At 64.1% G+C, this 25,814-nt stretch carries 26 protein-coding genes; 17 read left to right on the forward strand and 9 right to left on the reverse strand.

Annotated elements, in window-relative coordinates; genetic code table 11:
• Positions 1–13: 13 nt before the first annotated feature.
• Positions 14–517: a DUF4149 domain-containing protein gene (locus ACIGJB_RS05320; RefSeq protein WP_483731713.1), complete on the forward strand. Its 504-nt coding sequence runs from the start codon at positions 14–16 to the stop codon at positions 515–517.
• Between the two features lie 46 nt (positions 518–563).
• On the opposite strand, the gene ACIGJB_RS05325 is transcribed toward ACIGJB_RS05320, so the two are convergent.
• Positions 564–1,067, reverse strand: a complete 504-nt coding sequence (locus tag ACIGJB_RS05325; RefSeq protein WP_483731714.1) for a YhbY family RNA-binding protein — start codon at positions 1,065–1,067, stop codon at positions 564–566.
• Positions 1,068–1,273: 206 nt separating this feature from the next.
• Between ACIGJB_RS05325 and ACIGJB_RS05330 the strand changes: the two genes are divergently transcribed.
• The 11 genes from ACIGJB_RS05330 to phoR all read left to right on the forward strand — a co-directional run bounded on the left by ACIGJB_RS05330 (position 1,274) and on the right by phoR (position 13,420).
• Positions 1,274–1,951 carry an RlmE family RNA methyltransferase gene (locus ACIGJB_RS05330; protein WP_483731715.1) on the forward strand — a complete coding sequence of 226 codons (678 nt, stop codon included), beginning with the start codon at positions 1,274–1,276 and terminating at the stop codon, positions 1,949–1,951.
• A gap of 137 nt (positions 1,952–2,088) precedes the next feature.
• Positions 2,089–3,972: an ATP-dependent zinc metalloprotease FtsH gene (ftsH, locus tag ACIGJB_RS05335; RefSeq protein WP_483708567.1), complete on the forward strand. Its 1,884-nt coding sequence runs from the start codon at positions 2,089–2,091 to the stop codon at positions 3,970–3,972.
• Between the two features lie 205 nt (positions 3,973–4,177).
• A complete protein-coding gene (folP, locus tag ACIGJB_RS05340) occupies positions 4,178–4,996 on the forward strand; it encodes a dihydropteroate synthase (protein ID WP_483732259.1) in 819 nt (272 codons plus the stop codon).
• A 35-nt stretch (positions 4,997–5,031) separates the two neighbouring features.
• Positions 5,032–6,375: a phosphoglucosamine mutase gene (gene glmM / locus ACIGJB_RS05345; protein ID WP_483731716.1), complete on the forward strand. Its 1,344-nt coding sequence runs from the start codon at positions 5,032–5,034 to the stop codon at positions 6,373–6,375.
• Between the two features lie 243 nt (positions 6,376–6,618).
• Positions 6,619–7,650, forward strand: coding sequence for a phosphate ABC transporter substrate-binding protein PstS (gene pstS, locus ACIGJB_RS05350; RefSeq protein WP_483731717.1), 1,032 nt, complete (start codon positions 6,619–6,621; stop codon positions 7,648–7,650).
• Between the two features lie 110 nt (positions 7,651–7,760).
• Complete coding sequence (pstC, locus tag ACIGJB_RS05355) at positions 7,761–8,726, forward strand: phosphate ABC transporter permease PstC (RefSeq protein ID WP_483731718.1); 966 nt, start codon at positions 7,761–7,763, stop codon at positions 8,724–8,726.
• The gene (gene pstA, locus ACIGJB_RS05360) at positions 8,723–9,625 is read left to right on the forward strand and encodes a phosphate ABC transporter permease PstA (RefSeq protein WP_483731719.1); all 903 of its coding nucleotides are present in this window, start codon (positions 8,723–8,725) and stop codon (positions 9,623–9,625) included. The genes pstC and pstA overlap by 4 nt, the downstream gene beginning before the upstream one ends.
• Before the next feature lie 62 nt (positions 9,626–9,687).
• Positions 9,688–10,476, forward strand: a complete 789-nt coding sequence (pstB, locus tag ACIGJB_RS05365) for a phosphate ABC transporter ATP-binding protein PstB (protein ID WP_483708561.1) — start codon at positions 9,688–9,690, stop codon at positions 10,474–10,476.
• A 57-nt stretch (positions 10,477–10,533) separates the two neighbouring features.
• Entirely contained in the window at positions 10,534–11,238 is a 705-nt protein-coding gene (gene phoU / locus ACIGJB_RS05370; RefSeq protein WP_483731720.1) for a phosphate signaling complex protein PhoU, read from the forward strand.
• Between the two features lie 25 nt (positions 11,239–11,263).
• The gene (gene phoB / locus ACIGJB_RS05375; RefSeq protein WP_483731721.1) at positions 11,264–11,971 is read left to right on the forward strand and encodes a phosphate regulon transcriptional regulator PhoB; all 708 of its coding nucleotides are present in this window, start codon (positions 11,264–11,266) and stop codon (positions 11,969–11,971) included.
• Positions 11,972–12,091: 120 nt separating this feature from the next.
• The gene (gene phoR, locus ACIGJB_RS05380; RefSeq protein ID WP_483731722.1) at positions 12,092–13,420 is read left to right on the forward strand and encodes a phosphate regulon sensor histidine kinase PhoR; all 1,329 of its coding nucleotides are present in this window, start codon (positions 12,092–12,094) and stop codon (positions 13,418–13,420) included.
• 57 nt (positions 13,421–13,477) lie between these two features.
• On the opposite strand, the gene ACIGJB_RS05385 is transcribed toward phoR, so the two are convergent.
• Entirely contained in the window at positions 13,478–14,650 is a 1,173-nt protein-coding gene (locus ACIGJB_RS05385; RefSeq protein ID WP_483731723.1) for a pyridoxal phosphate-dependent aminotransferase, read from the reverse strand.
• A gap of 103 nt (positions 14,651–14,753) precedes the next feature.
• Positions 14,754–15,290 (reverse strand): putative toxin-antitoxin system toxin component, PIN family, encoded by a 537-nt coding sequence (locus tag ACIGJB_RS05390; RefSeq protein WP_483731724.1) that lies wholly within the window; start codon positions 15,288–15,290, stop codon positions 14,754–14,756.
• Between the two features lie 39 nt (positions 15,291–15,329).
• Here ACIGJB_RS05390 and yaaA point away from each other — a divergent pair, with 39 nt between their 5' ends.
• A complete protein-coding gene (gene yaaA, locus ACIGJB_RS05395) occupies positions 15,330–16,115 on the forward strand; it encodes a peroxide stress protein YaaA (RefSeq protein WP_483731725.1) in 786 nt (261 codons plus the stop codon).
• A 23-nt stretch (positions 16,116–16,138) separates the two neighbouring features.
• The gene (locus ACIGJB_RS05400; protein ID WP_483731726.1) at positions 16,139–17,281 is read left to right on the forward strand and encodes a M14 family metallopeptidase; all 1,143 of its coding nucleotides are present in this window, start codon (positions 16,139–16,141) and stop codon (positions 17,279–17,281) included.
• Positions 17,282–17,811: 530 nt separating this feature from the next.
• Here the strand turns inward: ACIGJB_RS05400 and ACIGJB_RS05405 are convergent.
• From ACIGJB_RS05405 to ACIGJB_RS05415, 3 genes are all read right to left on the reverse strand, one after another.
• Entirely contained in the window at positions 17,812–18,612 is an 801-nt protein-coding gene (locus ACIGJB_RS05405) for a BspC domain-containing protein (protein WP_483731727.1), read from the reverse strand.
• Between the two features lie 204 nt (positions 18,613–18,816).
• On the reverse strand, positions 18,817–19,707 hold the full coding sequence (locus tag ACIGJB_RS05410; protein ID WP_483731728.1) for an N-formylglutamate amidohydrolase: 891 nt from the start codon (positions 19,705–19,707) through the stop codon (positions 18,817–18,819).
• A 13-nt stretch (positions 19,708–19,720) separates the two neighbouring features.
• The gene (locus ACIGJB_RS05415) at positions 19,721–20,707 is read right to left on the reverse strand and encodes a tripartite tricarboxylate transporter substrate binding protein BugE (RefSeq protein ID WP_483731729.1); all 987 of its coding nucleotides are present in this window, start codon (positions 20,705–20,707) and stop codon (positions 19,721–19,723) included.
• 132 nt (positions 20,708–20,839) lie between these two features.
• Between ACIGJB_RS05415 and ACIGJB_RS05420 the strand changes: the two genes are divergently transcribed.
• Positions 20,840–21,730, forward strand: a complete 891-nt coding sequence (locus ACIGJB_RS05420) for a LysR substrate-binding domain-containing protein (protein WP_483731730.1) — start codon at positions 20,840–20,842, stop codon at positions 21,728–21,730.
• Between the two features lie 51 nt (positions 21,731–21,781).
• Here ACIGJB_RS05420 and ACIGJB_RS05425 read toward each other — a convergent pair whose 3' ends face one another.
• From ACIGJB_RS05425 to ACIGJB_RS05435, 3 genes are read right to left on the reverse strand one after another with little or no spacing between them, the layout of a single operon-like run.
• Complete coding sequence (locus tag ACIGJB_RS05425) at positions 21,782–22,957, reverse strand: vWA domain-containing protein (RefSeq protein WP_483731731.1); 1,176 nt, start codon at positions 22,955–22,957, stop codon at positions 21,782–21,784.
• Positions 22,958–22,992: 35 nt separating this feature from the next.
• Positions 22,993–23,586, reverse strand: a complete 594-nt coding sequence (locus ACIGJB_RS05430) for a GNAT family N-acetyltransferase (protein WP_483731732.1) — start codon at positions 23,584–23,586, stop codon at positions 22,993–22,995.
• The gene (locus ACIGJB_RS05435) at positions 23,586–24,476 is read right to left on the reverse strand and encodes an AAA family ATPase (protein ID WP_483731733.1); all 891 of its coding nucleotides are present in this window, start codon (positions 24,474–24,476) and stop codon (positions 23,586–23,588) included. The genes ACIGJB_RS05430 and ACIGJB_RS05435 overlap by 1 nt, the downstream gene beginning before the upstream one ends.
• 544 nt (positions 24,477–25,020) lie before the next feature.
• Between ACIGJB_RS05435 and ACIGJB_RS05440 the strand changes: the two genes are divergently transcribed.
• Together ACIGJB_RS05440 and ACIGJB_RS05445 are read left to right on the forward strand one after the other, a co-directional pair.
• Positions 25,021–25,368: a c-type cytochrome gene (locus ACIGJB_RS05440; RefSeq protein ID WP_483731734.1), complete on the forward strand. Its 348-nt coding sequence runs from the start codon at positions 25,021–25,023 to the stop codon at positions 25,366–25,368.
• Between the two features lie 14 nt (positions 25,369–25,382).
• A complete protein-coding gene (locus tag ACIGJB_RS05445; RefSeq protein ID WP_483710976.1) occupies positions 25,383–25,781 on the forward strand; it encodes a c-type cytochrome in 399 nt (132 codons plus the stop codon).
• Positions 25,782–25,814: the final 33 nt, after the last annotated feature.

Raw genomic sequence — 25,814 nt, forward strand, 5'->3', positions numbered from 1 at the left:
GACCAAGCGGATCGTGTTCTCTACCTCCTACTCAAGCCTGCCGCCGCTGCCCCACCGCATCTTCCTGCTCCTGACGGTTGTCTGGGCCGGCAGCCTGTGGACGGTGGGTTACATGGTGGCGCCGACGTTGTTCTCGGTTCTGCCAAGCCGCGAAATGGCGGGCATGATCGCCGGCCATCTGTTCCAGACCGAGGCTGTCCTCGGCGTGACCATCGGCGTCTTGCAGCTTGTACTCTGCAACGTGCTGATCCGGCGCGGTGCCAACCGATATCGGGCGCTGCGCTGGCTGGTACTGGCCATGCTGTGTTGCGTGCTGGTGGGCTATTTCGGCACCCAGCCTTTCATGGGCAGCCTCAAGGAGAAGGCGACCGCACTCGGTGTCGGCGTGTCGGAGTCGCCGTTCCGCGCCCAGTTCGGCATGCTGCATGGCGTTTCCAGCGCCTTCTACCTGGTGCAGAGCCTGCTGGCGCTGGCGCTGGTGTGGCGCGCTTCGGCGCCGCGTTCATCCGGCGAATAGCCGGCGAATGGATGCGAAATAGGCGGCCCGCTCGGGCCGCCTTCGTTCAGGCCAGCGCCTTTTTCTTCGGGCTGGCGGGGCGGGCGCGCGAGCGCTTGACGTTGCCGCCGGCCGTGACGCGTTCATTGCCCAGCACCGTGACATCCTTGCGGGTCGGACGGCGGTTGGGTGCGCCGCTGGGCTTCTTCACCGTCACGGTACGAGGCGCGGCGCCACCACGGCGGATCGGCGTGTGGCGGCCGAGATCCTGAGGCTGATTTTCCTTGAGGCGGGCTTCGCCCGGCCGCCAGATCACCAGCAGTTTGCCGATATGCTGGATCGGTGCGGCGCTCAGTTCATCGCAAATGGATTCATAGATGGCGATGCGGGCTTCGCGGTCGTCGCCGAACACGCGGATCTTGATCAGGTCGTGCGATGCCAGGCTGCGGTCGATTTCGGCCAGCACCGCGCGCGTGAGGCCTTCCGCCCCGATCATCACGACCGGATTGAGGCCGTGGGCACGGGAGCGGAGTTCGGAGCGCTGGGCTGGAATAAGTTGAAGTGCGGACATAAATAGGCGCTGACGGCGCAGGAATAAGTGCTGCCAACGGCCCGAACGGGCAATGGCGGCCCGAAGTGGCCACCGCTGGCATGCGATTGGCGCGTATTATCCGCCAAATCAATGCAGGTTGGCGGCAAAAAACGGCAAAACAGGCAAGAAATTGCGGCGTGCCCGCTTCGCGGGGAGCCGGCAAACAGGAAACAGGCGTAATCAGAATGGCCAAAGGCAAGTCGAAGAACAAGTTCAACCAGTCGTGGCTCCACGATCACATCAACGACCCGTATGTGAAGATGGCGCAGCGCGAGGGATATCGCGCCCGCGCGGCCTACAAGCTCAAGGAAATCGACGAGCAGGACAACCTGATCCGGCCAGGCCAGGTCATTGTCGACCTGGGCGCCGCGCCCGGCAGTTGGAGCCAGTACGCGCGCAACAAGCTGGCGGCCTCTCCGCGGGCGGTCGATGGCAAGCCGGATGGCGCAGTGGTAGCCATCGATATCCTGCCAATGGAGGCGGTCGCGGACGTCACGTTTATCCAGGGCGATTTTCGCGAGGAAGAAGTGTTCCGCCAGCTTGAGGAAGTGGTCCTGGCAGCTTCCGGCGGTGCAAAGATCGACCTTGTATTGTCCGACATGGCCCCCAACTTGTCCGGTGTGGCCTTTGCTGATGCCGCCCGCATCGAGTATCTGTGCGAGCTGGCATTGGATTTTGCCCAGGCCCATCTCAAGGCGAACGGCGCATTACTGGTAAAGTGCTTCCACGGCAGTGGTTACAGCCAGATCGTCGAGAAATTCAAACGGCAGTTCAAGGTGGTCGCGGCACGCAAGCCCAAGGCGTCGCGTGACAAATCCTCTGAAACATTTATCCTTGGGCGTTACCTCAAAGTCATGAATTGACGGATCCGGCGGAAAGCCGGGGGCGTCTGGCCTCGGGGGGCTATTGGCTCCATAGTTTTCGGTGTTACCCCTTCGGGGCGGGTGCTGCATTACAATGCAGCTATCCGTTGGCAAGGCAATTGCAAAGGAGTTCGGCCTTGAATAACAACCTGTTTCAAAAGGCGGCAATCTGGCTCGTGATCGCGCTGGTGTTGTTTACCGTCTTCAAGCAGTTCGACAAGCCCCGTGCACAGGACGGCGTCACCTATTCGCAGTTCATGGATGACGCCAAGAACGGCAAGGTGTCGCGTGTCGACGTGCAGGGCCGCAACCTCGTGGTGTCGCCGAAAGAGGGCGCCAAGTACACCATCATCTCGCCGGGCGACATCTGGATGGTCGGCGACCTGATGAAGTACGGCGTCCAGGTGACCGGCAAGGCGGACGACGAACCCAACGTGCTGGTCCAGGCGCTGTACTACCTCGGACCGACCCTGCTGATCATCGTGTTCTGGTTCTACATGATGCGGCAGATGCAGGGCGGCGGGAAAGGCGGAGCCTTCTCGTTCGGCAAATCGCGCGCACGCCTGATCGATGAAAACCAGAACGCCGTCACGTTCCAGGACGTCGCCGGTTGCGACGAGTCCAAGGAAGAAGTCGTCGAACTGGTCGACTTCCTGAAGGACCCGCAAAAATTCCAGAAGCTGGGCGGCCGCATTCCGCGCGGCGTGCTGCTGGTTGGCCCTCCGGGTACCGGCAAGACGCTGCTGGCACGCGCCATTGCCGGCGAAGCCAAGGTGCCGTTCTTCAGCATCTCGGGTTCCGACTTCGTTGAAATGTTCGTTGGCGTGGGCGCTGCCCGCGTGCGCGACATGTTCGAGAACGCCAAGAAGCAGGCGCCGTGCATCGTGTTCATCGATGAAATCGACGCGGTCGGCCGCCATCGCGGCGCCGGCATGGGCGGCGGTAACGACGAGCGCGAACAGACCCTCAACCAGATGCTGGTCGAGATGGACGGCTTCGAGGCCAATTCGGGTGTGATCGTGATCGCCGCGACCAACCGCTCCGACGTGCTCGACAAGGCGCTGCTGCGTCCGGGCCGCTTCGACCGCCAGGTCTATGTCGGGCTGCCGGACATCCGTGGCCGCGAGCAGATCCTGAAGGTCCATATGCGCAAGGTGCCCATCGGCAACGATGTGGATGCTTCGATCATTGCGCGTGGTACGCCGGGCTTCTCGGGTGCCGACCTGGCCAACCTGGTCAATGAGGCCGCGCTGTTCGCCGCCCGCCGCAGCAAGCGCGTGGTCGACATGCAGGACTTCGAGGACGCCAAGGACAAGATCTACATGGGTCCGGAGCGCAAGTCGACGGTCATGCGCGAGGAAGAGCGCAAGGCCACGGCTTACCACGAGTCCGGCCATGCGGTGGTGGCAAAGCTGCTGCCGAAGGCCGATCCGGTCCACAAGGTCACGATCATGCCGCGTGGCTGGGCGCTGGGCGTGACCTGGCAGTTGCCGGAGCATGACAAGTACTCGAAGTACAAGGACAACATGCTCGAAGAGATTGCGATTCTCTTCGGTGGCCGTGCGGCGGAAGAGGTCTTCCTCAATGCCATGAGCACTGGCGCGTCCAATGACTTCGAGCGCGCGACCAAGATCGCCCGCGACATGGTGACCCGCTTCGGCATGAGCGACGAACTCGGTGCCATGGTCTACGTCGATACCGAGCAGGACGGCATGTTCGGCAAGCTGTCGTCGAAGACCGTGTCGGAAGCCACGCAGCAGAAGGTTGACTACGAGATCCGCCGCATCATCGACGATCAGTACGCGCTGGCCAAGCGCCTGCTCGAAGAGAACCGCGACAAGGTCGAGGCCATGACGGCCGCGCTGATGGAGTGGGAAACGATCGACGCCGATCAGGTCAACGACATCATGGCTGGCAAGCCGCCGCGTCCTCCGCGCGGTGTGTCGGGTCCGAACGGCGGCGGCAATGCCCCGTCCGGTGGCTCGCCGGTGGCGCCTTCGAACGCGCCCGCCGCAGCCTGACGGCACGGATCGCTGTTCACAGGACTTTGATTGCCTGGTAGTTCCGACAAGCCGGTGCCTTAGCACCGGCTTTCTTGTTTCTGCGCGGCACGCGCGTAGAACCACCCTTTTCCCATTGCGCCTTCCTACCTTGCAGCAGACCTCGCCATCCCCGTATTTCCAGTGCGGCCGCTATCGCTTCGCATTGAGTCGTCGCCCGCTTGTCATGGGCATCCTCAACGTCACGCCCGATTCCTTCTCGGATGGCGGCAAGCATGCCACGCGGGACGCGGCGCTGCGGCATGCCGAGCAGCTGATTGCGCAAGGCGCGGACATCCTTGATATCGGCGGCGAGTCGAGCCGGCCGGGTTCGGCGGCCTTGCCGCTGGACCAGGAACTGGCCCGCGTGATTCCGATCGTCGAGGCATTGCGCGATTGCGGCAAGCCGCTGTCGATTGACACTTACAAGCCGGAGGTGATGCGCGCATCGCTGGCGGCCGGTGCGGATCTGATCAACGATATCTGGGGCTTTCGCATGCCCGGTGCCATCGAGGCGGTTGCCGAAGGGCAGGCTGGCTTGTGCGTGATGCATATGCAGCGGGATCCGCAGACCATGCAGGAGAATCCGTATTACACCGACGTGGTGGCCGAGGTGGGTGACTTCCTCGAGGAACGCGTGGCTGACTTGCGCAAGGCCGGCGTCGACCCCGCGCGCATCACGCTGGACCCGGGATTTGGCTTCGGCAAGACTCCGGATCATAATCTGCGCCTGCTGGGACAGTTGCCCGCACTGGAAAGGCTTGGGCTGCCGCTGCTGGTGGGCTTGTCGCGCAAGTCGACACTCGGCGCGATCCTGGGCGGCCGGCCGCCGATGCAGCGTGTGGCGGCGAGCATTGCCGCGGCAGTCTGTGCGGCAGAGCGCGGCGCCTTTATCGTGCGCGTGCATGATGTACAGGATACGGTGGATGCCCTCCAGACCTGGTGGGCCGTACGGAATGAGGCTGTGACGACTGGCGACCAGCCATCGCAGGGTTCGCAGCAATAGTTGCCAGACAGAGCAAGAAAGAAAGGACGAATCGAATGACGCGCAAGTATTTCGGGACAGATGGCGTACGGGGCAAGGTTGGCGAGCTGCCGATCACCCCGGATTTTGTAATGCGGCTGGGACACGCCGCTGGCAAGGTGCTCGCCCATGGCGCCCGCACCGCGCAGGGGCGGCCGACCGTCCTGATCGGCAAGGACACGCGGATCTCCGGTTATATGCTGGAGGCAGCGCTGGAGGCTGGCTTTACCTCGGCCGGCGTGCATGTGTTGCTGACCGGGCCGCTGCCGACCCCCGGCATCGCCTACCTGACGCGCGCGTTGCGGCTGTCGGCGGGCGTGGTCATTTCGGCCAGCCACAATCCGTATTACGACAATGGCATCAAGTTCTTCTCGGCCGACGGCGACAAGCTTCCCGACGAGGTCGAGGCCCAGATCGAGTCCGCCATGGATGATCCGATGGTCTGCGCGCCATCCGATGACCTCGGGCGTGCACGGCGCATCAACGACGCCCCGGGACGCTACATCGAATTCTGCAAGAGCACCTTCCCGAACAGCCAGGACCTGCGCGGCCTCAAGCTGGTCGTGGACTGCGCGCACGGTGCCGCCTACCACATCGCTCCGCATGTCTTCCATGAGCTTGGCGCGGATGTCGTGGCGATTGGCAATCAGCCCGACGGCCGCAATATCAATGACGGATACGGGGCCACCGCGCCGGGAAAACTGGTGGAGGCAGTGCGTGAACACGGTGCCGACCTGGGTCTGGCATTCGATGGGGATGCCGACCGGCTGCAGGTTGTGGACAGCGAAGGCCGCCTCTACAACGGCGACGAACTGCTGTACTTGATCGTGCGCGACCGCATGGCCGAAGGTCAGGCCGTGGAAGGCGCCGTCGGTACGCTGATGACGAATATGGCGGTGGAACTTGCGCTCAAGCGTATTGGCGTGGAATTTGTGCGGGCGAAGGTCGGTGACCGCTATGTGCTTGAAGAGTTGAACAAGCGCAACTGGATCCTGGGCGGCGAGGGCTCAGGCCACTTGCTCTGCCTGGACCGGCACAGCACCGGTGACGGTATCGTCTCCGCGCTCCAGGTGCTGGCAGCGCTGCGCCGCAGCGGGAAGACGCTGGCGGGCCTGCTTGAGGGTGTCAGCCTGTTCCCGCAGAAGCTGATCAACGTCCGTGTCGAGAAGGGGTTTGACTGGCAGTCACATGCCGGCCTGAAGGCGGCGCAAGCGTTGGTGGAGCCCGAACTGGCTGGCCGCGGTCGCGTGCTGATCCGTGCGTCGGGCACCGAACCCGTGGTCCGCGTGATGGTCGAGGCCGAGCAGGCCGAAACCGCCGAGCGCGCCGCGCAGACGTTGGCCGAGGCCCTGCGTGCCTGAGTCTCGCTAACCGAATTCGGCCATACCAAGGCGCTGGGCATGTCCCGGCGCTTTTTTTTGCCCGATAGCGCAATTAACCGACTGCATGTCCGCACCTTGGTAGGGAGTGGCCCGGCGAGCCCGAACCGCGCTCACATTGGCTTCCAAGAAGATTTGAAGATGTCATGGAATTGTCATATGCGCGGCTTAGAGTTCGTCTTGTCAAAAATTTGTCATTCCCAACCAATGTTCTCTGGAGGACATATGAAGCTGGTCAAGACTGCCGTGGCAGGCATCGTTTCGATGGTCGTAGCGGGTACTGCGTTCGCGGCGGAAATTACCGGTGCAGGCGCTTCCTTCCCGGCGCCCGTGTATTCCAAGTGGGCCGATGCCTACCAAAAGGCAACGGGTAACAAGGTCAACTATCAATCCATCGGTTCGTCGGGCGGCATCAAGCAGATTGGCGCCAAGACGGTCGATTTCGGCGCTTCCGACGCGCCGCTGAAGGACGAGGACCTGAGCAAGCAGGGTCTGGTCCAGTTCCCGACGGTGATCGGCGGCGTGGTGCCGGTGATCAACCTGCAAGGCGTGAAGCCGGGCGAACTCACCATCACCGGCGAAGTGCTGGCCAACATCTACCTGGGCAAGATCAAGAAGTGGGACGATCCGGCCATCAAGGCGCTGAACCCGCACGCCAAGCTGCCGAGCCAGGACATCCTGCCGGTGCGCCGCGCTGACGGCTCGGGCACGACCTTCATCTTCACCAACTACCTATCGAAGGTGAGCCCCGACTGGCAGAAGTCGGTGGGCGAGGGCACCACGGTCAACTGGCCGGGCGGTGGCACCGGCGGCAAGGGCAACGAAGGCGTGGCCGCGTTCGTGCAGCGTCTGAACGGCGCAATCGGCTATGTCGAATACGCCTACGCCAAGCAGAACAAGATGACCCACCTGAACATGAAGAACGCGTCGGGTGCCGTGGTCCAGCCGGGTGACGACGCCTTCAAGGCCGCCGCCGCCGGCGCGGACTGGAGCAAGAGCTACTACCAGATCCTGACCAACCAGCCGGGCAAGACCGCATGGCCGATCGCCGGTGCGACTTTCATCCTCGTCCACAAGAACCAGGAAAAGTCGGCGCAGGGTGCTGAAGTGCTGAAGTTCTTCGACTGGGCCTACAAGAGCGGCGGCAACATGGCCGCCGACCTGGATTACGTGCCGCTGCCGGAAGCGGTCGTGAACCAGATCCGCACCACCTGGAAGACCAGCGTCAAGGACGCTTCGGGCAAGGCGCTGTACTAAGCCACTGTCCGCTTGCATGGCAGGCGTCCGCGGCATGTGCCGCGGCTGCCTGAGTGGCCCGGCGGCGTGCCGCCGGCGCCTGCCAAATCATCGACCGTATTCTCTGCACCATGGCGACTTCGTCCGATCTCTCTGCCGTACGGCCGCCCAGCCGCATTGGCGACATCCTGTTCGGCGGCCTGACACGCGGGGCCGCCATCGTGACGCTGCTCCTGCTGGGCGGCATCATCGTGTCGCTGGCGATCAGCGCCTGGCCTTCGATCCAGACATTCGGCGGTCGCTTCCTCTGGACTGCGGAGTGGGATCCCCCCGCAGACGTCTATGGCGCGCTCGTGCCGATCTACGGCACGCTCGTGACTTCGCTGATCGCACTGATCATTGCCGTGCCGGTCAGCTTCGGCATCGCGCTGTTCCTCACCGAGCTTTCGCCGGCCTGGCTGCGCCGCCCGCTGGGCACCGCGATCGAACTGCTGGCCGCCGTGCCGTCGATCGTCTACGGCATGTGGGGCCTGCTGGTGTTCGCGCCGCTCTTCGGCGAGTACTTCCAGAAGCCGCTCGCCGCCACGGTCGGCCAGCTCCCGCTGATCGGCAAGCTGTTCCAGGGCGCCCCGCTGGGCATCGGCCTGCTGTGCGCGGGCGTCATCCTCGCGATCATGATCATTCCGTACATCGCCTCGGTGATGCGCGACGTGTTTGAAGTCACCCCGGTGCTGCTCAAGGAATCCGCCTACGGCGTGGGCTGCACCACCTGGGAAGTGATGTGGAACGTGGTCCTGCCCTATACCCGCGCCGGCGTGATCGGCGGCGTCATGCTCGGCCTTGGCCGAGCGCTGGGCGAAACCATGGCCGTCACCTTCGTGATCGGCAATACCAACCTGCTCGACAACGCATCGCTGTTTTCACCGGGCAACAGCATCACGTCCGCACTGGCCAACGAATTCGCGGAAGCCGGTGCAGGCCTGCACACGGCGGCGCTGATGGAACTGGGGCTGATCCTGTTCTTCATCACATTCGTGGTGCTGGCGCTGTCCAAGCTGCTGCTGCTGCGACTGGCAAAGAATGAGGGTGGAAAATGAACCAGGCCAGCCACACCGTGTCTTCCGCATCGATCCCGGCCGTGCGGCCCGACGCCGATGCCGTGCGCACGCGCCTGCAAGCGCGCCGACGCCGCATGAACCTGATCGCATTGACGGCCTCGCTGGGCGCCATGATCTTCGGCCTGTTCTGGCTGGCGTGGATCCTGTTCACCACCGTCACGCTGGGCGTGGGCGGCCTGTCGCTGGACCTGTTCACGCAGATGACGCCGGCGCCGAATACCGCCGGTGGCGGCCTGGCCAACGCGATCTACGGCAGCTTCGTGATGGTGGCGCTGGCCACGCTGCTCGGCACGCCGCTGGGCATCCTGGCAGGCATCTACCTGGCCGAGTATGGCAAGTCCTCGCCGCTGGCCAGCCTGATCCGCTTTATCAACGACATCCTGCTGTCGGCGCCGTCGATCGTGATCGGCCTGTTCGTCTACGCACTGGTGGTGACCCGCATGGGCCATTTTTCCGGCTGGGCGGGCGTGTGCGCGCTGGCGCTGCTGCAGATTCCGATCGTGGTGCGCACGACCGAGAACATGCTGAACCTGGTGCCGAATGCGCTGCGTGAAGCCGCCTTCGCGCTCGGTACGCCGAAGTGGAAGATGGTGCTGTCGATCACGGTCAAGTCCTCGTATGCCGGCATCGTGACCGGCGTGCTGCTGGCCGTGGCGCGTATTGCCGGCGAAACCGCGCCGCTGCTATTCACCGCGCTGTCCAACCAGTTCTGGACCAGCGACCTGAACAAGCCGATGGCGAACCTGCCCGTTACCATTTTCCGCTTTGCCATGAGCCCGTTCACGGAGTGGCAGCAACTGGCCTGGGCAGGCGTGTTCCTGATCACGATCGGCGTGCTCGCGCTCAATATCCTGGCGCGCATCCTGTTCAAGAAATAATGACCGGCGCGCGATTCCAGAACCGGAATCGGACCGGACCTGAATTCCAAGCGAGAACCAGCATGACCTCGACTGTCATTGATATTCCCGACGCCGTGCGCTCCAAGATCGACGTGCGCAACCTGAACTTCTTCTATGGCCAGTTCCATGCCTTGAAGAACATCAACATGTCGATTCCGGACCGCAAGGTGACGGCCTTTATCGGCCCGTCGGGCTGCGGCAAGTCCACGCTGCTGCGCACGTTCAACAAGATGTACGGCCTCTACCCCGAGCAGCGTGCCGAGGGCGAGATCAACATGGACGGCGAGAACCTGCTGACCAGCCGCCAGGACATCGCGCTGCTGCGCGCCAAGGTCGGCATGGTGTTCCAGAAACCGACGCCGTTCCCGATGTCGATCTACGACAACATCGCTTTTGGCGTGCGCCTGTTCGAGAAGCTGTCGCGTTCCGAAATGGATGACCGCGTTGAGTGGGCACTGTCCAAGGCCGCGCTGTGGAACGAGGCCAAGGACAAGCTGCACCAGTCCGGCTATGGCCTCTCGGGCGGCCAGCAGCAGCGACTGTGCATCGCGCGCGGCATTGCCATCCGCCCCGAAGTCCTGCTGCTCGACGAGCCGTGCTCGGCGCTGGACCCGATCTCCACGGGCCGCATCGAGGAACTGATCGCCGAGCTGAAAGACGAATATACGGTGGTGATCGTGACCCACAATATGCAGCAGGCCGCGCGTTGCTCGGACTACACCGCCTACATGTACCTGGGCGAACTGATCGAATTCGGCGAGACCGAGAAGATCTTCATCAAGCCGCACCGCAAGGAAACCGAAGACTACATTACCGGCCGGTTCGGCTGATGCCGGCCGCCGTGCCACGCCAACTCCCCGGAAACCCTTCGCGGTCTGGAGATAAACATGCCTGAAAAGCACCTGTCAACGCAATTCGACGCCGACCTCAATGCCATCAACACCAAGCTGCTGCAGATGGGTGGCCTGGTCGAGTCGCAGATCCAGCTCGCCATGCGCGCGCTGGCCGACTTCGATGGCGCGCTGGCCGACCAGGTCATCGCGCGCGAGCAGCAGCTCAATGCGTTGGAAGTCGAGATCGACGCCGACTGCGGCAACATCATCGCGCGCCGCCAGCCGACTGCGCGCGACCTGCGCCTGGTGATGGCGATCTCCAAGACCATCACGAACCTGGAGCGCGCAGGGGACGAGGCCGAGAAGATCGCCAAGCGCACCAAGCACATCATGGAAGACGCGGCGGCGCATAATATCAATTACGCCGAAGTGAAGCTGTCGGGCGAGATGGCCATCTCGCTGCTGCGCCAGGCGCTGGACGCCTTTGCCCGCCTGGATACCGTGGCGGCCGCGAGCATCGTCAAGGACGACAAGGCCATCGACGAGGAATTCCGCGGCTTTGTGCGCAAGCTGATTACGTACATGATGGAAGACCCGCGAACGATTTCGGTCGCGCTGGACTTCCTGTTCGTGGCCAAGGCGGTCGAGCGCATCGGCGACCACGCCAAGAACATTGCCGAGTTCATCATCTATATCGTCAAGGGGACCGATGTCCGCCACGTATCGCGTGAGGACATGGAGCGCGAAGCCCTGAGCTGAGCCGCACCTCCGGAGAAACACACACATGCCAAGCAGTATTCTCGTTGTCGAAGACGAACCGGCGATCGCCGAGCTGATCGCCGTCAACCTGCAGCACGCGGGGCACTATCCGATCCGTGCCTATAACGCCGAGCAGGCGCTGTCGCTGATGAGCGACGTGCTGCCCGACCTGGTATTGCTGGACTGGATGCTTCCGGGCAAGTCAGGCGCAATCTTCGCCAAAGAGCTGCGTGCCAACGAACGCACCAAGCAGATTCCCATCATCATGCTCACCGCACGCAGCGAGGAGCAGGACAAGGTGATGGGCCTTGAGGCCGGTGCGGACGACTACGTCACCAAGCCGTTCTCGCCCAAGGAACTCCTTGCGCGCATCAAGGCCGTGCTGCGCCGTCGTGCGCCGCAGCTTACCGATGATGTGGTGGCGATCAACGGCCTGCGGCTGGATCCGGCCACGCACCGTGTGACCGGTGAAGACAACGCAGGCCTGATCAAGCTCGATCTCGGTCCGACCGAGTTCCGCCTGCTGCACTTCCTGATGACCCATCCGGAGCGCGTGCATAGCCGCTCGCAACTGCTCGACCACGTCTGGGGCGACCATGTCTTCGTCGAAGAGCGTACCGTCGATGTGCATATCAAGCGCCTGCGTGCGGCGCTGACGCCCGGCGGCTATAGCAATATGATCGAAACGGTGCGGGGAAGCGGCTATCGGCTGGCCCGTACGCCGGGCAACTGAATGCGCGCCTGGCCAGCGCTGCATGGCCAGTCGTCACGAATTCGTGGCAAACTCTGCCGCAAAACGGCGGCTCTGCGGCCATCTGCCCGGACTCCGGGCTCCTGAGTTTCTTTTGCGCGCATGAATGTCATCTGGGCCCGCTCCGCGGCCATCCTGATCAGCCTGGTGGTGGTTGCCGTCGGAGCCTATTTCGTGGCGGGCGCGGTGCCTGCGCTGGCCGTGATGAGTGCTTCACTGGTATGCCTGGTGGCCTTCCATCTCTACCAGATCAACCGGCTGTGGAAGGTCCTGGACGCGCCGGCGTATGGCGAGATTCCCAGTGCGCTCGGTCTCTGGGGCGAGGTCTACTATCGCCTGCACAGGCTGGTCAAGCGCTGGCGCCTGCAGGTCCTGCAGGTCGAGCAGCAGCACACGCGCTTTATCCAGGCCATCCAGGCCTCGCCAAACGGCGTGCTGATGCTCGATGATGCCGACCAGATCGAGTGGTGCAATGACGTGGCCGAGCAGCATTTCGGCCTGAACGCGCGGCGCGATGTGCGCCAGCGCATCACGCACCTGATCCGCCGTCCCGAGTTCGTCCACTACCTGACGCGCCAGCGTTTCGACGAGCCGCTGTCGATGCGCGACATGGGCGAGCACAAGCAGGGCGTGATCTCGGTGCAGGTGCTGCCCTATGGCGACAACCGCAAGCTGGTCATCACGCAGGACATCACCAAGCTGGAGAACACCGAGGCCATGCGGCGCGACTTCGTGGCCAACGTATCGCATGAGCTGAAGACGCCGCTGACCGTGTTGACCGGCTTTCTGGAGACCGTGCGGGACTTGCCGGTGTCCGAGGAAGACCGGCGGCGCTATGTCGACATGATGCTGGTGCAGTCCATGCGCATGCAAAGCATCGTGGAGGACCTGCTGGCCCTGGCCAAGCTTGAAAGCGACGGGAACGCGCCCGGGCAGGACCTGGTGCCGGTCCGTGAACTGACGAGCCATTTGGTGCACGACGCGGAAGCGTTGTCGCAGGAGCGCCACGAGATCGTTTCCGAGATCGACCCTACCGTCGGCCTGCGCGGTACCGAGATGGAACTGATGTCGGCGCTGGGCAACCTGGTTTCGAATGCCGTGCGCTACACGCCGGCCGGCGGGCGCATCACGATCCGGCTCGGCTGGGAGGACGGGCATGCCGTGTTCTCGGTGGCCGATACCGGTCTCGGCATTGCGCCTGAGCATATTCCCCGCCTGACCGAGCGCTTCTATCGTGTCGATCGCAGCCGTTCGCGCGATACCGGCGGCACCGGCCTTGGCCTGGCCATCGTCAAGCATGTGGTCTCGCGCCACCATGCCGAACTGCGCGTGAGCAGCGAAGTGGGGCGGGGCAGTGTGTTCCGCGTCATCTTCCCGTTGGAGCGCAGCGTGCGCCTGGAAGGGGTCGATCCTTCGCGTCGCGCCGCCTGAGGATGCGCTGCTTGAGTTCGGCGTAACGATCCCGTCTCTGTCTCTGCTGTACGGCTCTCAGAGCTTCGCCAGGCGCTCCAATGCCAGTGCCAGCGTCTCTTCCTTCTTGGCATAGCAGAAGCGCACCACGCCTGATTCACGCGGCTGCGTGTAGAAGGCCGAGACCGGGATCGCCGCCACGCCGATCTCGCGCGTCAGCCACATCGAGAAGTCGGCTTCGCTCAGATCGGAGATCGCGGAGTAATCCACGCACTGGAAATACGTGCCTTCGGACGGCAGCAACTTGAAGCGCGTGTTGGCCAACCCGGCGCGGAAGTAGTCGCGCTTGGCCTGGTAGAAGGCGGACAGTTCGAGGTACGGCGCCGGGTCGGCCATGTAGTCGGCCAGGCCGTGCTGTACCGGCGTATTCACGGTGAACACATTGAACTGGTGGACCTTGCGGAATTCCGCCGACAGCGCCGCGGGTGCGGCCACGTAGCCGACCTTCCAGCCTGTCACGTGGTAGGTCTTGCCGAAGCTCGAAATCACGAAGCTGCGCCGTGCCAGTTCCGGATGGCGCGAGACCGAGGCGTGGGGCTGGCCGTCATAGACCATGTGCTCGTAGACCTCGTCCGACAGCAGCAGGATGTCGGTGCCGGCAAGCAGTTGCGCCAGCTTGTCCATGTCGGCAGCACGCCAGATCGTCCCCGTCGGGTTGTGCGGCGTGTTGATGAGGATCATCCGCGTGCGCGGCGTGATGGCTGCCGCCAGGCGGTCGAACGGCACGCGGAACGACGGTGCTTCGAGCGTGACGGGCACGGCGGTCGCGCCGGCCAGCTCGATGGCAGGCAAGTAGCTGTCGTAGCATGGTTCCAGCACGATCACCTCGTCGCCAGGATGCACCGCGCACAGGATGGCCGTGAGGATGCCCTGCGTGGCGCCAGCCGTGACGGTGATCTCGCTTTCCCAGCTGTAGCGATGGCCGTACAGCGTGGCGATCTTGTCGGCAATGGCCTGGCGCAGGCGCGGCACGCCGGCCATCGGCGGGTACTGGTTGTGGCCGGCGCGCATGGCGTCGGTCACGGCATCGACGATGCGCGGATCGCAATCGAAATCCGGAAATCCTTGTCCCAGGTTGACAGCGTTCTTCTCGGCGGCCAGCGCCGACATCACGGTGAAGATCGTGGTGCCGACCGAGGGCAGGCGCGATGCGGGCGGCGTCAGTGGGGCGAGGGTGGAGTCTGCGGACATGGGCTGCAACGTTGAGGTGCGATGGCGGAAAACGGCCTGCAGGGTCGGGCCAAAGTGGCAACAGCGGCGGCAACAGCGGCCATTCTAAAGGGATTCGGCGCGATCAGGCTGCGGCCGGAAGCGCGGCCAGCCACTGGCCGAACGCGGGCGGCGTCATCACTTCCACGCCGCTCGAGCGGCGCAGGCGGGTGCGGAGCTTGAGCACGGCCTTGTCCTTCGACACCAGGCAGGCGGCCCGCGAGAAGTGCGCAAGCTCGACGAACTTCTGGTCGTCGGTGTCCTTGCAGCGCGGCAGCCGGATGGCGTCGGCTTCTTCCTGCGCGGGCAGCGGCTCCAGCGTGCTGAAGCGGTCCACCACCGCGAGCGCCGCGTCGATATCGACGGCAAAGCGCGCGAATTGCGGATAGGCCAGCACACGGCGCAGTTCTTCGCGGCAGTCGGCGCGGATCACCGGGGCGATGGTGCCGGCTTCCAGTGCCGCGCGGATCGGCGTGCAGTGCGGGTCGCCGAACACCAGCAAGTCGACCCAGATATTGGAATCCAGCACCACGCGCGGGGCAGGGCTGGCGGCGGGTGTGATGTCGGCGTGGCTGGGCGCGGCAGTGTCGCGGGAAGTGTTGCCGGAAGTCGGGTTGGTCATTCGCTACAATCTTGGCTTTGTGTTTCCCGCAATTTTGCCATGCTCATCGTCCTGTCTCCCGCGAAGTCCCTGGACTACGAGACACCCGCGCGCATCAAGACCCATACGCTGCCCCGTTTCATCGACCGTTCCGCCGCGCTGATCGAGCGCCTGCGCAAGCTCGCGCCGCAGGACGTGGGTGCGCTGATGGACATCTCCGACAAGCTCGCGGTGCTCAACGTCACGCGCTACGCGGACTGGTCAGAGTCGTTCACCGCCGCCAACAGCAAGCAGGCGGTGCTGGCCTTCAACGGCGACGTCTACGACGGCTTCGATGCGAAGAGCCTGTCGGACGAAGACCTCGGCTTCGCGCAGAAGCATGTGCGCATCCTGTCCGGCCTGTACGGCGTGCTGCGTCCGCTGGACCGGATGCAGCCTTACCGCCTCGAAATGGGCACGCGCCTCGATAACGCCGCGGGCAAGGACCTCTATGCGTTCTGGGGCGATGATGTCACGCAGCTGCTTAACGGCGACATGGCCGCACTCAAGCACGAGGGCGCGCCCACGCTGGTCAACCTGGCGTCGGAAGAGTATTTCAAGGTGGTGCGCCCGAAGGTGCTGAATGCGCGCATCATCACGCCGGTGTTCGAGGACTGGAAGGGCGGCCGCTACAAGATCATCTCGTTCCACGCCAAGCGCGCGCGCGGCACCATGGCACGCTATGCGGTCACGCATCGCGTCACGGAGCCGGCCGCGCTCAAGCGCTTTGCCGAAGACGGCTATGCGTTCGATGCCACCGCTTCCGACGACGGCCGCTGGGTGTTCCGCCGCCGCCTCGAAGACTGAACCTATCCACGGAGCTGCCCGTCATGCCTTCCGCCCTGCATATCTCGACCCACTTTGATTCCGGCGCGATCGAAGTCGAAGCGCTCGACCATGCCGACGATATCCGCCTGCGCATCCGCGCCGATTCCCACGCGGAATTCCGCCAGTGGTTCCACTTTCGCCTCCAGGGTGCGGCGGGGCAGGCGTGCCGGCTGCAGTTCCTGAATGCCGGCGAGTGTACCTATCCGGATGGCTGGCGCGATTACCGCGCGGTGGCATCGTATGACCGCGCCAACTGGTTCCGCGTGCCGACGCGCTACGACGGCCAGGTGCTCACCGTCGAATTCACGCCCGAGCATGACAGCGTGTGGCTGGCGTACTTCGAGCCCTATCCGGAAGAGCGGCACCTGTCGCTGCTGGCGACGTGCCAGCGCTCGCCGCTGGCGAAGCTGTCGCACCTCGGCAGCACCGTCGATGGCCGCGACCTGACCCGCGTCACCGTGGGCCAGCCGGGCCCCGGCAAGAAGACCATCTGGATGATCGCGCGCCAGCATCCGGGCGAAAGCATGGCCGAATGGTTCTGCGAAGGCGTGCTGCAGCGCCTGACGGGCAGCGGCATGTGGGCGCACGACCCGATCGCGCGCCGGCTGCTCGAACGCGCCGTGTTCCATATCGTGCCGAACATGAACCCCGATGGCTCGGCGCGCGGCAACCTGCGCACCAATGCCGCCGGCGCCAACCTGAACCGCGAATGGATGACGCCGAGCCTCGACACCAGCCCCGAGGTCTGGCACGTGCGCCGCGCGATCGAAGCCACCGGCTGCGACCTGTTCTTCGACATCCATGGCGACGAGGGCCTGCCCTACAACTTCGTCGCCGGCAGCGAGATGCTGCCGAGCTTTACCGAGAAGCAGCGCGACGAGCAGGCGCGTTTCATCGAAGCCTTCAAGCGCGTCACGCCCGACTTCCAGGACGTGCACGGCTATGCGGCCAGCAAGTACAACGCCGACGCGCTCAAGCTGGCGTCCAAGTACATCGGCCACACCTTCGGCTGCCTGTCGCTGACGCTCGAAATGCCGTTCAAGGACAACGCCGACCTGCCCGATGCCGTGGTTGGCTGGAATGGTGCGCGCAGCGCGCTGCTTGGCACGGCGATGCTGGAGGCTGTCCTGGAGTTTCTGGGCTGAGACTGCCGCTGGGAGCGACAAAGGCTCGTCGCTCTTGGCGGGCGTGGCTGTTTCGCCGGCGTAGCCGGCGAGTCCCATTCTGTCCGAGGACAGAATGGGAGCGCACGGTGAAAACCAAAGGGGAATGGCAGAGGGGAAAGGGAAGCACCAGCACCTGCGCCGTTGATGCCTCCGACTAACCGGCTACTGAGCCGCGCAGCAGCCGAAGGCGATGATGCGATATCGCGGGCAGTGTCGAGCCACGGACAGGTTCGGGGCTGGTTCAATCATTGCCGGAGAGCCTGCATACGGACGCGCACCACGCGGCAGGCAGCGGGGCAGACTCTGAAGCTCATACCCGTACGAAATTCTTCGCACGCTACGATCAATATTCGCACGTTAGGGCAAGCGACGCGTTTCTTTGCCTACTTTCTTGTCGCTTGGACAAGAAAGTAGGTCGCCGGCTACGCCGGCGAAACAGCCCCGCCCGTCAAGAACGACGCCCCGCAATTCGCCGAAGAACCCTTCTTTCATGGGCCGGTCCCGTCGGCTTAGTGCTTCTTCTTGCTCGTGCTCTTGCCGGACGAATTCGACGAGGAGGAAGACGCCTTCGCCGAAGACTTGCCGGACGCGCTGCTCTTGGCCGATGCCGTTGAGGAGCCCTTCGACTTGCCCTTCGCGCCCTTGTGGCTCTTGCCGGACGACGCATGGCGGGAGGTCTGCACGGCCGGTGCCGCCGCGGGTTCCGAGATCGTGGCGCCGCTGCTGTCCAGCAGTTCATAGGCCAGCATCATGCCATCGTCATAGCCGCAGCGGACCTTGACCTGCTGCCATGGCTCCTCGCCGCGGCGCTTGTGGGCCAGTGCGGAGAATGTCACCACGGAGTTGACCGGCACAGCTTGCTTGCCTGGCGAGAAGCGTCCGTTCCACGGTTCCACCGTGGCCTGGCCGCTGGCGAGCGCGCCCGTAGGGATCTTGAGCGCATCGTAGGTGGCCGAGCGCGGCACGACCCAGCTCGCATGCGCGGCGCAGTCGGCGACGTCGCTGGTGGCGCTCTCGGTCTTCATCAGTTGCTCGCGCATCTTCGCGCGGTATTCGGCAAGGCTGACGCGGCCGCGGTCGGGCAGGGTGATGGTCTTGGTCGGTTCGGTGGCTGCGGCAGTGGCAGGCGCTGCCGGGGCAGCGGGCGCGGCGGCGGGGCGGGCGGGTGCCGCGGCGGCCGCGGACTGGCTGGCGGCATCGGTGCCATCCGCTGGCATATTGGCGCAGCCCGCCAGCACCAACGCACCGGTGACTGCGGCGGCCAGCATGCTGAGGCGGCTGCCGATCAGTTTGGAAATTCGTCGGATCACGGTGTCTGTCTTGCCATTCCGGCAAGCATGGGTTCGCAAAGGATTGCCATGATAGAGGAAACCTATCTTGGGAAGTTCCTAAACTTTGTTACCCATTCTTGTTTTGCACCAATCATTGCGTGGCTTTATCAGAAAGCCCTTACGTTGTGCAACTGAGATGAACCCGGATGCAGCGCGCTGCATCCGGGCATCTTGCGCCGCGGCTCAGGGCAGGGCGCGGGCAGGCATGGACCGCGTGAACTTCAGCAGGTCGTCGAGCATGGCGTTCAGGTTGTGCCGCAGCCTGGCAAAGCCAGCCGTGTGGGTCAGCCCGGCTTCGTCCATGTAGAGCTTGCGGTTGATCTCGAGCTGCAGACTGTGGCGGCCGGTCTGCGGCTGCCCCACCACGCGCACGATCTCCACGCCCTTGTATGGGTGGTTGCGCCAGACGTCATAGCCCATGTCCTTGAGCACGCCTTCGACACGGTCGGTGAAGCGCTTGTCGCAGGTGGTGCCGTCACGGTCGCCGATCACGAAATCGGGGTGCTGCAGCCCTGGAAATTCGGTGGCGTATTGCGCCGCCTGGCTCGGCATCGAATGGCAGTTGATGTGCCATGCCGCCCCGTGCGCGGCCACGGCATGATCGGCCAGCTTCTGCAGTTGCGCGTAGTACGGCAGGTAGCAGCGGTTGATGCGCGCCTGCACTTCTTCCACGCTCAGCTTGCGGTCGTAGATCGCTTCGCCGGTGTCGAGCACGCGCCAGACCAGGCCCTTGCCGAGACGGGTCTTGGCCGTGACTTGCTTCGCGCCGGGCCACGGCGCGTCGAGCAGGGCTTCGTCGATTTCCTCGAGTCCGCGGTTGGCGTCCAGGTAGCTGCGCGGAAAGCCCGCGCACAGCAGCGGAATGCCGCGTGCCGGGGCGCCCGCGTAGAGTTCGTCGACAAAGGTATCTTCGGCCTGCCGCAGCAGCGGCAGGGGCAGGCTTGCATCGGGGCGGAAGTCCGTGGGATAGGTGGTGGCGCTATGCGGCGAATCCAGGAACAGCGCGCTCGCCGGGCCTTCCGGCTGGTAAAGCTGGTACGGACTGTCCGCGTTATTTCGGTCGGCTTCGGTCATGGTGCGGCGGCAATCAGTCGAGGGAGATCTTGGCCGCGGCGGCCACGCGCTTGTTCTTGGCCACTTCGCTCTTGATCTGCGCGGCAAATTGCGCAGGCGAGTTGCCCACCGGCGTGGCGCCCAGCTTTTCCAGTTTAGCCTTCACCTCGGGCAACGCCAGCACCTTGATCGCTGCCGCGTTCAGCTTGCCCTGCAGCTCGGCCGGCAGGTTCGCCGGGGCGATCAGGCCGAACCACGCGGCGTCGTTCACTTCGGGCAGGCCCAGTTCGGCGAAGGTCGGCACATTCGGCAGTGCCGCCACGCGCTTAGGCGCAGCCACGGCCAGCGCACGCAGCTTGCCGCCTTCGATAAACGGCAGCGACGACGGCAGGTTGTCGAACAGCACCTGGACCTGGCCGGCCAGCGCGTCGTTCAGCGCGGGGCCCACGCCCTTGTAAGGCACGTGCAGCAGTTCGGTCTTGCTGCTCATCTTGAACAGCTCGCCCATCATGTGCGAGACGCTGCCATTGCCGGCCGAGCCATAGGCCAGCTTGTTCGGCTGCGACTGCGCCAGCGCGATGAACGACTTCATGTCGGTGGCTTTCACCGACGGGTGGATGCTCATCACGTTGGGCACGGAGGCCAGGTTCGTGATGGTCGTGAAGTCCTTGGTGGCGTCATAGGAGAGCCGCGGGTACACCGCCGGATTGATGCCGTGCGTCGATGCCGTGGCGATGCCGAGCGTGTAGCCGTCCGGCGCGGCCTTGGCCAGGTAGGCGGTGCCGATGCTGCCGCCCGCGCCGCCGCGGTTGTCCACCACCACGGTCTGGCCGAGCTGCTGGCTCAGCTTGTCGGCGACGATGCGCGCCACGATATCGGTCGTGCCGCCGGCCGGAAAGGGCACCACCAGCGTGATCGGCTTGCTCGGGTACTGGTTCTGGGCGGCGGCGGGCAGCGCGGCGCAGGCGGCAAAAGCGGCCGAGGCCGCGACGAGAACGCGGAAGACTTGTCGACGTTGCATGGTGATTGCGAAAGAGGAAGGAAGCGAATGGGGAGAAGAACGGTTTCCCGATTCTGCTCGCGCCAGCAAGGCCTCGGCAAACGAATTAAAATCGCACGGTCATTCCATTTGGTCGTGAAGTTGAGGTGATGTATGCGGCGTATGATGCCGTCGATGACCGAGTTGCAGGCGTTCGAGGCGGCTGCCCGCCACAACAGTTTTACTGCCGCCGCGCGCGACCTGCATGTGACGCAAGGGGCTGTCAGCAAGCAAGTGCGCAGCCTGGAAGCCATGCTCGGCGTGGAACTGTTTGAACGGGTGCGGCAGCGTCTGGAGTTGACCCCGGCCGGGGTGCGCTACCTGGACCGCATCCGGCCGACGCTGGACGAGATCGAGGCCGCCACGGTCGAGGCCGCGGGTCGCGAGCAGCAGGCCGGGATCCTCCATATCGCCAGCATGCCGACGCTCGGCGCCAAGTGGCTGATCCCGCGGCTGCCACAGTTCTTCGCGCGCCATCCTGAAGTGAAGCTCGAGTTCATCCCTCACGCACAAGGCTACGTATTTGCGGAGCCCGAACTGGATGCGGCCATCCGCTTCGGCGTGGGCGTGTGGCCGGGCAGCGTGGCGGACTACATGATCGGGCGCGAGATCGTGCCGGTGTGCCGGCCCGGTTTGCTTGGCGAACCAGCGAGGTCGCCGGAAGCATTGCTGCAGTACCCGCTGTTGCACCACACCACAGTGCCCGAAGCCTGGCCGGACTGGTTCGCGGAACTTGGCGTTCCCCCGCGCGACGCGTGGGCCGGCGCGCGCTTCGACCAGTTCTCGCTGCTCACGCAGGCGGCGCTGTCGGGTCTTGGCATCGCGCTGATTCCGCGTTGCCTGATCGAGGAAGAACTGGCCAACGGCGCGCTGGTGATCGCGCATCCGGCGCGCGTGCTGAGCAACAAGGGCTACTACCTTTGCTATCCCGAGCACAAGCAGCATCTGCCCGCGCTGCAGACCTTCCGTGCCTGGCTGATGGAAGGCGCCGACGCGCGCGGCTGACTGTGGGCGCGCAATGAAGAAGAGGCGCTGTGCCGCGCCTCTTCTTCTTCCTTACTTCGACAACACCTTCATCGCCGATTCCAGTCCCGCCAGCGTGACGGGATACATGCGACCTTTCATCAGCTGGTTGATGACCGTGATCGACTGCCGGTATTGCCACAGGCCTTCCGGTTCCGGGTTGAGCCAGACGAAGTGCGGGAACTGCTCGGTCATGCGGTTCAGCCACACCGAGCCGGCCTCGGCATTGTTATATTCGACCGAGCCGCCGGGCTGCAGGATCTCGTACGGGCTCATGGTGGCGTCGCCGACGAAGATGATCTTGTAGTCGGGCGTGTACTTGTGCAGCAGGTCCCACGTCGCCAGCTTTTCCGCATGGCGGCGGCGGTTGTTCTTCCACACGTGGTCGTACAGGCAGTTGTGGAAGTAGTAGTACTCCAGGTGCTTGAACTCGGTCTTGGTGGCGGAGAACAACTCTTCCACGCGCTTGATGTGGTCGTCCATCGAGCCGCCCACATCCATCAGCATCAGCACCTTGACCTTGTTGTGGCGCTCGGGCCGCAGCTTGATGTCGAGCAGACCGGCGTTGGCGGCCGTGGCGTGGATGGTGTCGTCCAGGTCCAGTTCGGTGTCGGCTCCTTCGCGCGCGAAACGCCGCAGGCGGCGCAGCGCCACCTTGATGTTGCGCGTGCCCAGTTCGACCTGGTCGTCATAGTCCTTGTAGGTGCGCGCTTCCCATACCTTGATGGCCGTGCGGTTGCCCTTGGACGGTCCGCCGATGCGGATGCCCTCCGGGTTGTAGCCACCATGACCGAACGGCGAGGTGCCGCCGGTGCCGATCCACTTGTTGCCGCCCTCGTGCTTTTCCTTCTGCTCGTCGAGCAGTTGCTTCAGGCGTTCCATGAGCTTGTCGAGTCCGCCCATGGCCTCGATCTTGGCCTTTTCCTCGGCCGAAAGCTCGCGCTCGAGCGTCTTCTGCAGCCAGTCGAGCGGAATGTCGGACTTCCAGTCGACCAGGCTTTCCACGCCTTTGAAATAGGCGCCGAAGGTCTGGTCGAACTTGTCGAAGTGCTTCTCGTCCTTGACCAGCGTCATGCGCGACAGGTAGTAGAACTCGTCGATCGACGGCGAGATGACCTGGGCCTTGAGGGCTTCCAGCATGGTCAGGTATTCCTTGACCGAGACCGGCAGCTTGGCGTGGCGCAGCGAGAAGAAGAAATCGATCAGCATGGTGCCTCGCGATCAGTGGCAGCAGGCGGCGCGCATCAGCGCGGCCGCTCCAGCTGGAATTGCAGGTGATTGCGCACCGCCGGCCATTCGCTGGCGATGATCGAGAACACCACGGTGTCGCGCAGCGATCCATCGGGCATGCGCAGGTGGTTGCGCAGCACGCCGTCCTGTTTCGCGCCCAGGCGCGCAATGGCCGTGCGGCTCTGGTGGTTCATCCAATGCGTGCGGAACTCGACGGCGATGCAATCGAGCTGTTCGAACGCATGGCGCAGCAGCATCAGCTTGCACTCGGTGTTCAACCGCGTGCGCTGCACGCGGTGTGCGTACCAGGTCGAGCCGATCTCCACGCGCCGGTTGGCCGCGTCGATGTTCATGTACGTCGTCATGCCGGCCAGCTCGCCATTGGCGTCGCGCACCGCGAACGGCTGCATCGAGCCTTGCTGCTGCAGGCCAAGGCGCCGCGCGATCTCGGCCTCCATGCGATCGGGCGCGGGCACGGTGGTGTACCAGAGCTTCCACAGCTCGCCGTCTTCGGCGGCAGCGCGCAGGCCTTGCGCGTGCTCGGCCCGCAGCGGCTCGAGCGTGGCGTGCTGGCCCGACAGCGTGACGGGTTGGATGAAGTCGCTCATCAGCGGTTGGCGCGGTTCATGAACACCAGGCGCTCGAACAGGTGCACATCCTGCTCGTTCTTGAGCAGCGCGCCATGCAGCGGCGGGATCGCGGCCTTCTTGTCCGGGCTCCGCAGCGCCTCGGCCGGAATGTCCTCGGCCATCAGCAGCTTGAGCCAGTCGATCAGTTCCGACGTCGACGGCTTCTTCTTCAGGCCCGGGAGGTTGCGCATCTCGTAGAACGATTCCAGCGCGGCGGCCACCAGCTCGCGCTTGATGCCGGGATAGTGGACGTCGACGATCTGCTGCATCGTCTCGGCATCCGGGAACTTGATGTAGTGGAAGAAGCAGCGGCGCAGGAACGCGTCCGGCAGTTCCTTCTCGTTGTTCGAGGTGATGATCACCAGCGGACGATGCTTGGCCTTGACGAGTTCGCGCGTCTCGTAGACGTAGAACTCCATGCGGTCGAGTTCGCGCAGCAGGTCGTTCGGGAATTCGATGTCGGCCTTGTCGATCTCGTCGATCAGCAGCACCACCTGCTCGTCCGCTTCAAAGGCCTGCCACAGCACGCCCTTGACGATGTAGTTGCGGATGTCGTGCACGCGGTCATCGCCAAGCTGCGAATCGCGCAGGCGCGATACGGCGTCGTACTCGTACAGGCCCTGCTGCGCCTTGGTGGTTGACTTGATATGCCATTGCAGCAGCGGCATGCCCAGCGCCGCGGCCACTTCCTCGGCCAGCATGGTCTTGCCGGTGCCCGGCTCGCCCTTGATCAGCAGCGGACGCTGCAGCGTGCGCGCGGCATTGACGGCCAGCTTGAGATCATCCGTGGCGACATACTGGTCACTCCCCTCGAATTTGACCTGCTGGGCGGAGGTGGCTTGGGCGGAAGCGTTGGCGGTGTTTGGCATGAGGCAACCTGAAGTGGACGGCCGGGATTCTGGCCTGATGAGGCCGGGCCGGCGTGTTTAGTGCAGTCTCTTCGCGCTGTCACGCGCGCTTTCATTATGGAAACCGGACCGGCCTGAGCGGTGCCATGGCATCGCTGCGGCAGGTTCCGCGAACGGTCGTTCGTAATTCCTGGATGGGTCAGTATAAAAGACCTTTGCGGTTCGTGTTGGCGCTGGCTGACATTAGGGTTGCTCCCCGGTCGTCGGCTGGACTGCCAGGTGCCGCCTGCTGTACAATGCGGCGGTTTGACGCGCCCCCACGTCCAGTTCTCCAGCATCCGGCAGTCCGCGTTCAGAAGTCCCTGCGGTCCGACGGGTCGCGGTGATTGCGAGAGGTGGTCCCAGAATGGTGTTCCACATCCCGGCAACGAACCGGATGCGACGGTCTGATGGATTGCCAGCCGGCAACCCCACCGACTGCCAGGCTTCCCGCAGAAGCATTCTGAGACCGTCTCCGCCCGGCAGGGCAGGTCACGCACGGTTTAACTTCCAATCCGCTAAGACAATGAAAAAGCTCCTCACGATGGTGGTGCTGGGCGCGGCTGCAACGGCAGCGCTGGCACAGGAAGTCAAGGGCAATGGAGACGCTGCCAAGGACAAGGTTGCAATGTGCATCGGATGCCACGGCATTCCGGGCTACCGTGCGTCGTTCCCGGAAGTCTATGAAGTCCCGATGCTCGGCGGCCAGAGCGCCAAGTACATCGAGAACGCACTGAAGGGCTACCAGAAGGGCGATCGCAAGCATCCGACCATGCGCAGCATTGCCGCGTCGCTGACCGACCAGGACATCGCCAACCTGGCGGCCTACTACTCGCAGCAGAAGGCCGGTACGCAGAACAACACCTTGAAGTGAGAGACACCGCAACCATGAAGACGCTTCAGACGCTTTCGTTCGCGATTGGCGCACTCGTGCTGGGTGCCTCCGCAGCCACTGCTTCGGCAGCTGACCTCTCCGCCGGCAAGGCGCTGGTTGAGAAGGGCAATTGCGTGGCCTGCCACGGCGCTGGCCTGAATGCCCCGATTTCTCCGGACTATCCCAAGCTGGCTGGCCAGCATGCCGACTATCTCTACCACGCGCTGATGTCGTACCAGGTGTCGGGCGTGCCGCAGGTGGGCCGTTCCAACGCGATCATGGCCGGCCAGGTCAACGCCAACCCGGCCGTCACGGACAAGGCCGGCAAGCCGCGCCCGTTCACGCGCAATGAACTGAAGGACATCGCTGCCTACATCGAGTCGCTGCCGGGCGACCTGGTGCTGAAGAAGTAAAGGACCTCCCCGCGATTAGTCGCCTTGTAGTCG

It is taken from the genome of Cupriavidus sp. C2SS-8b (genome assembly GCF_057073745.1).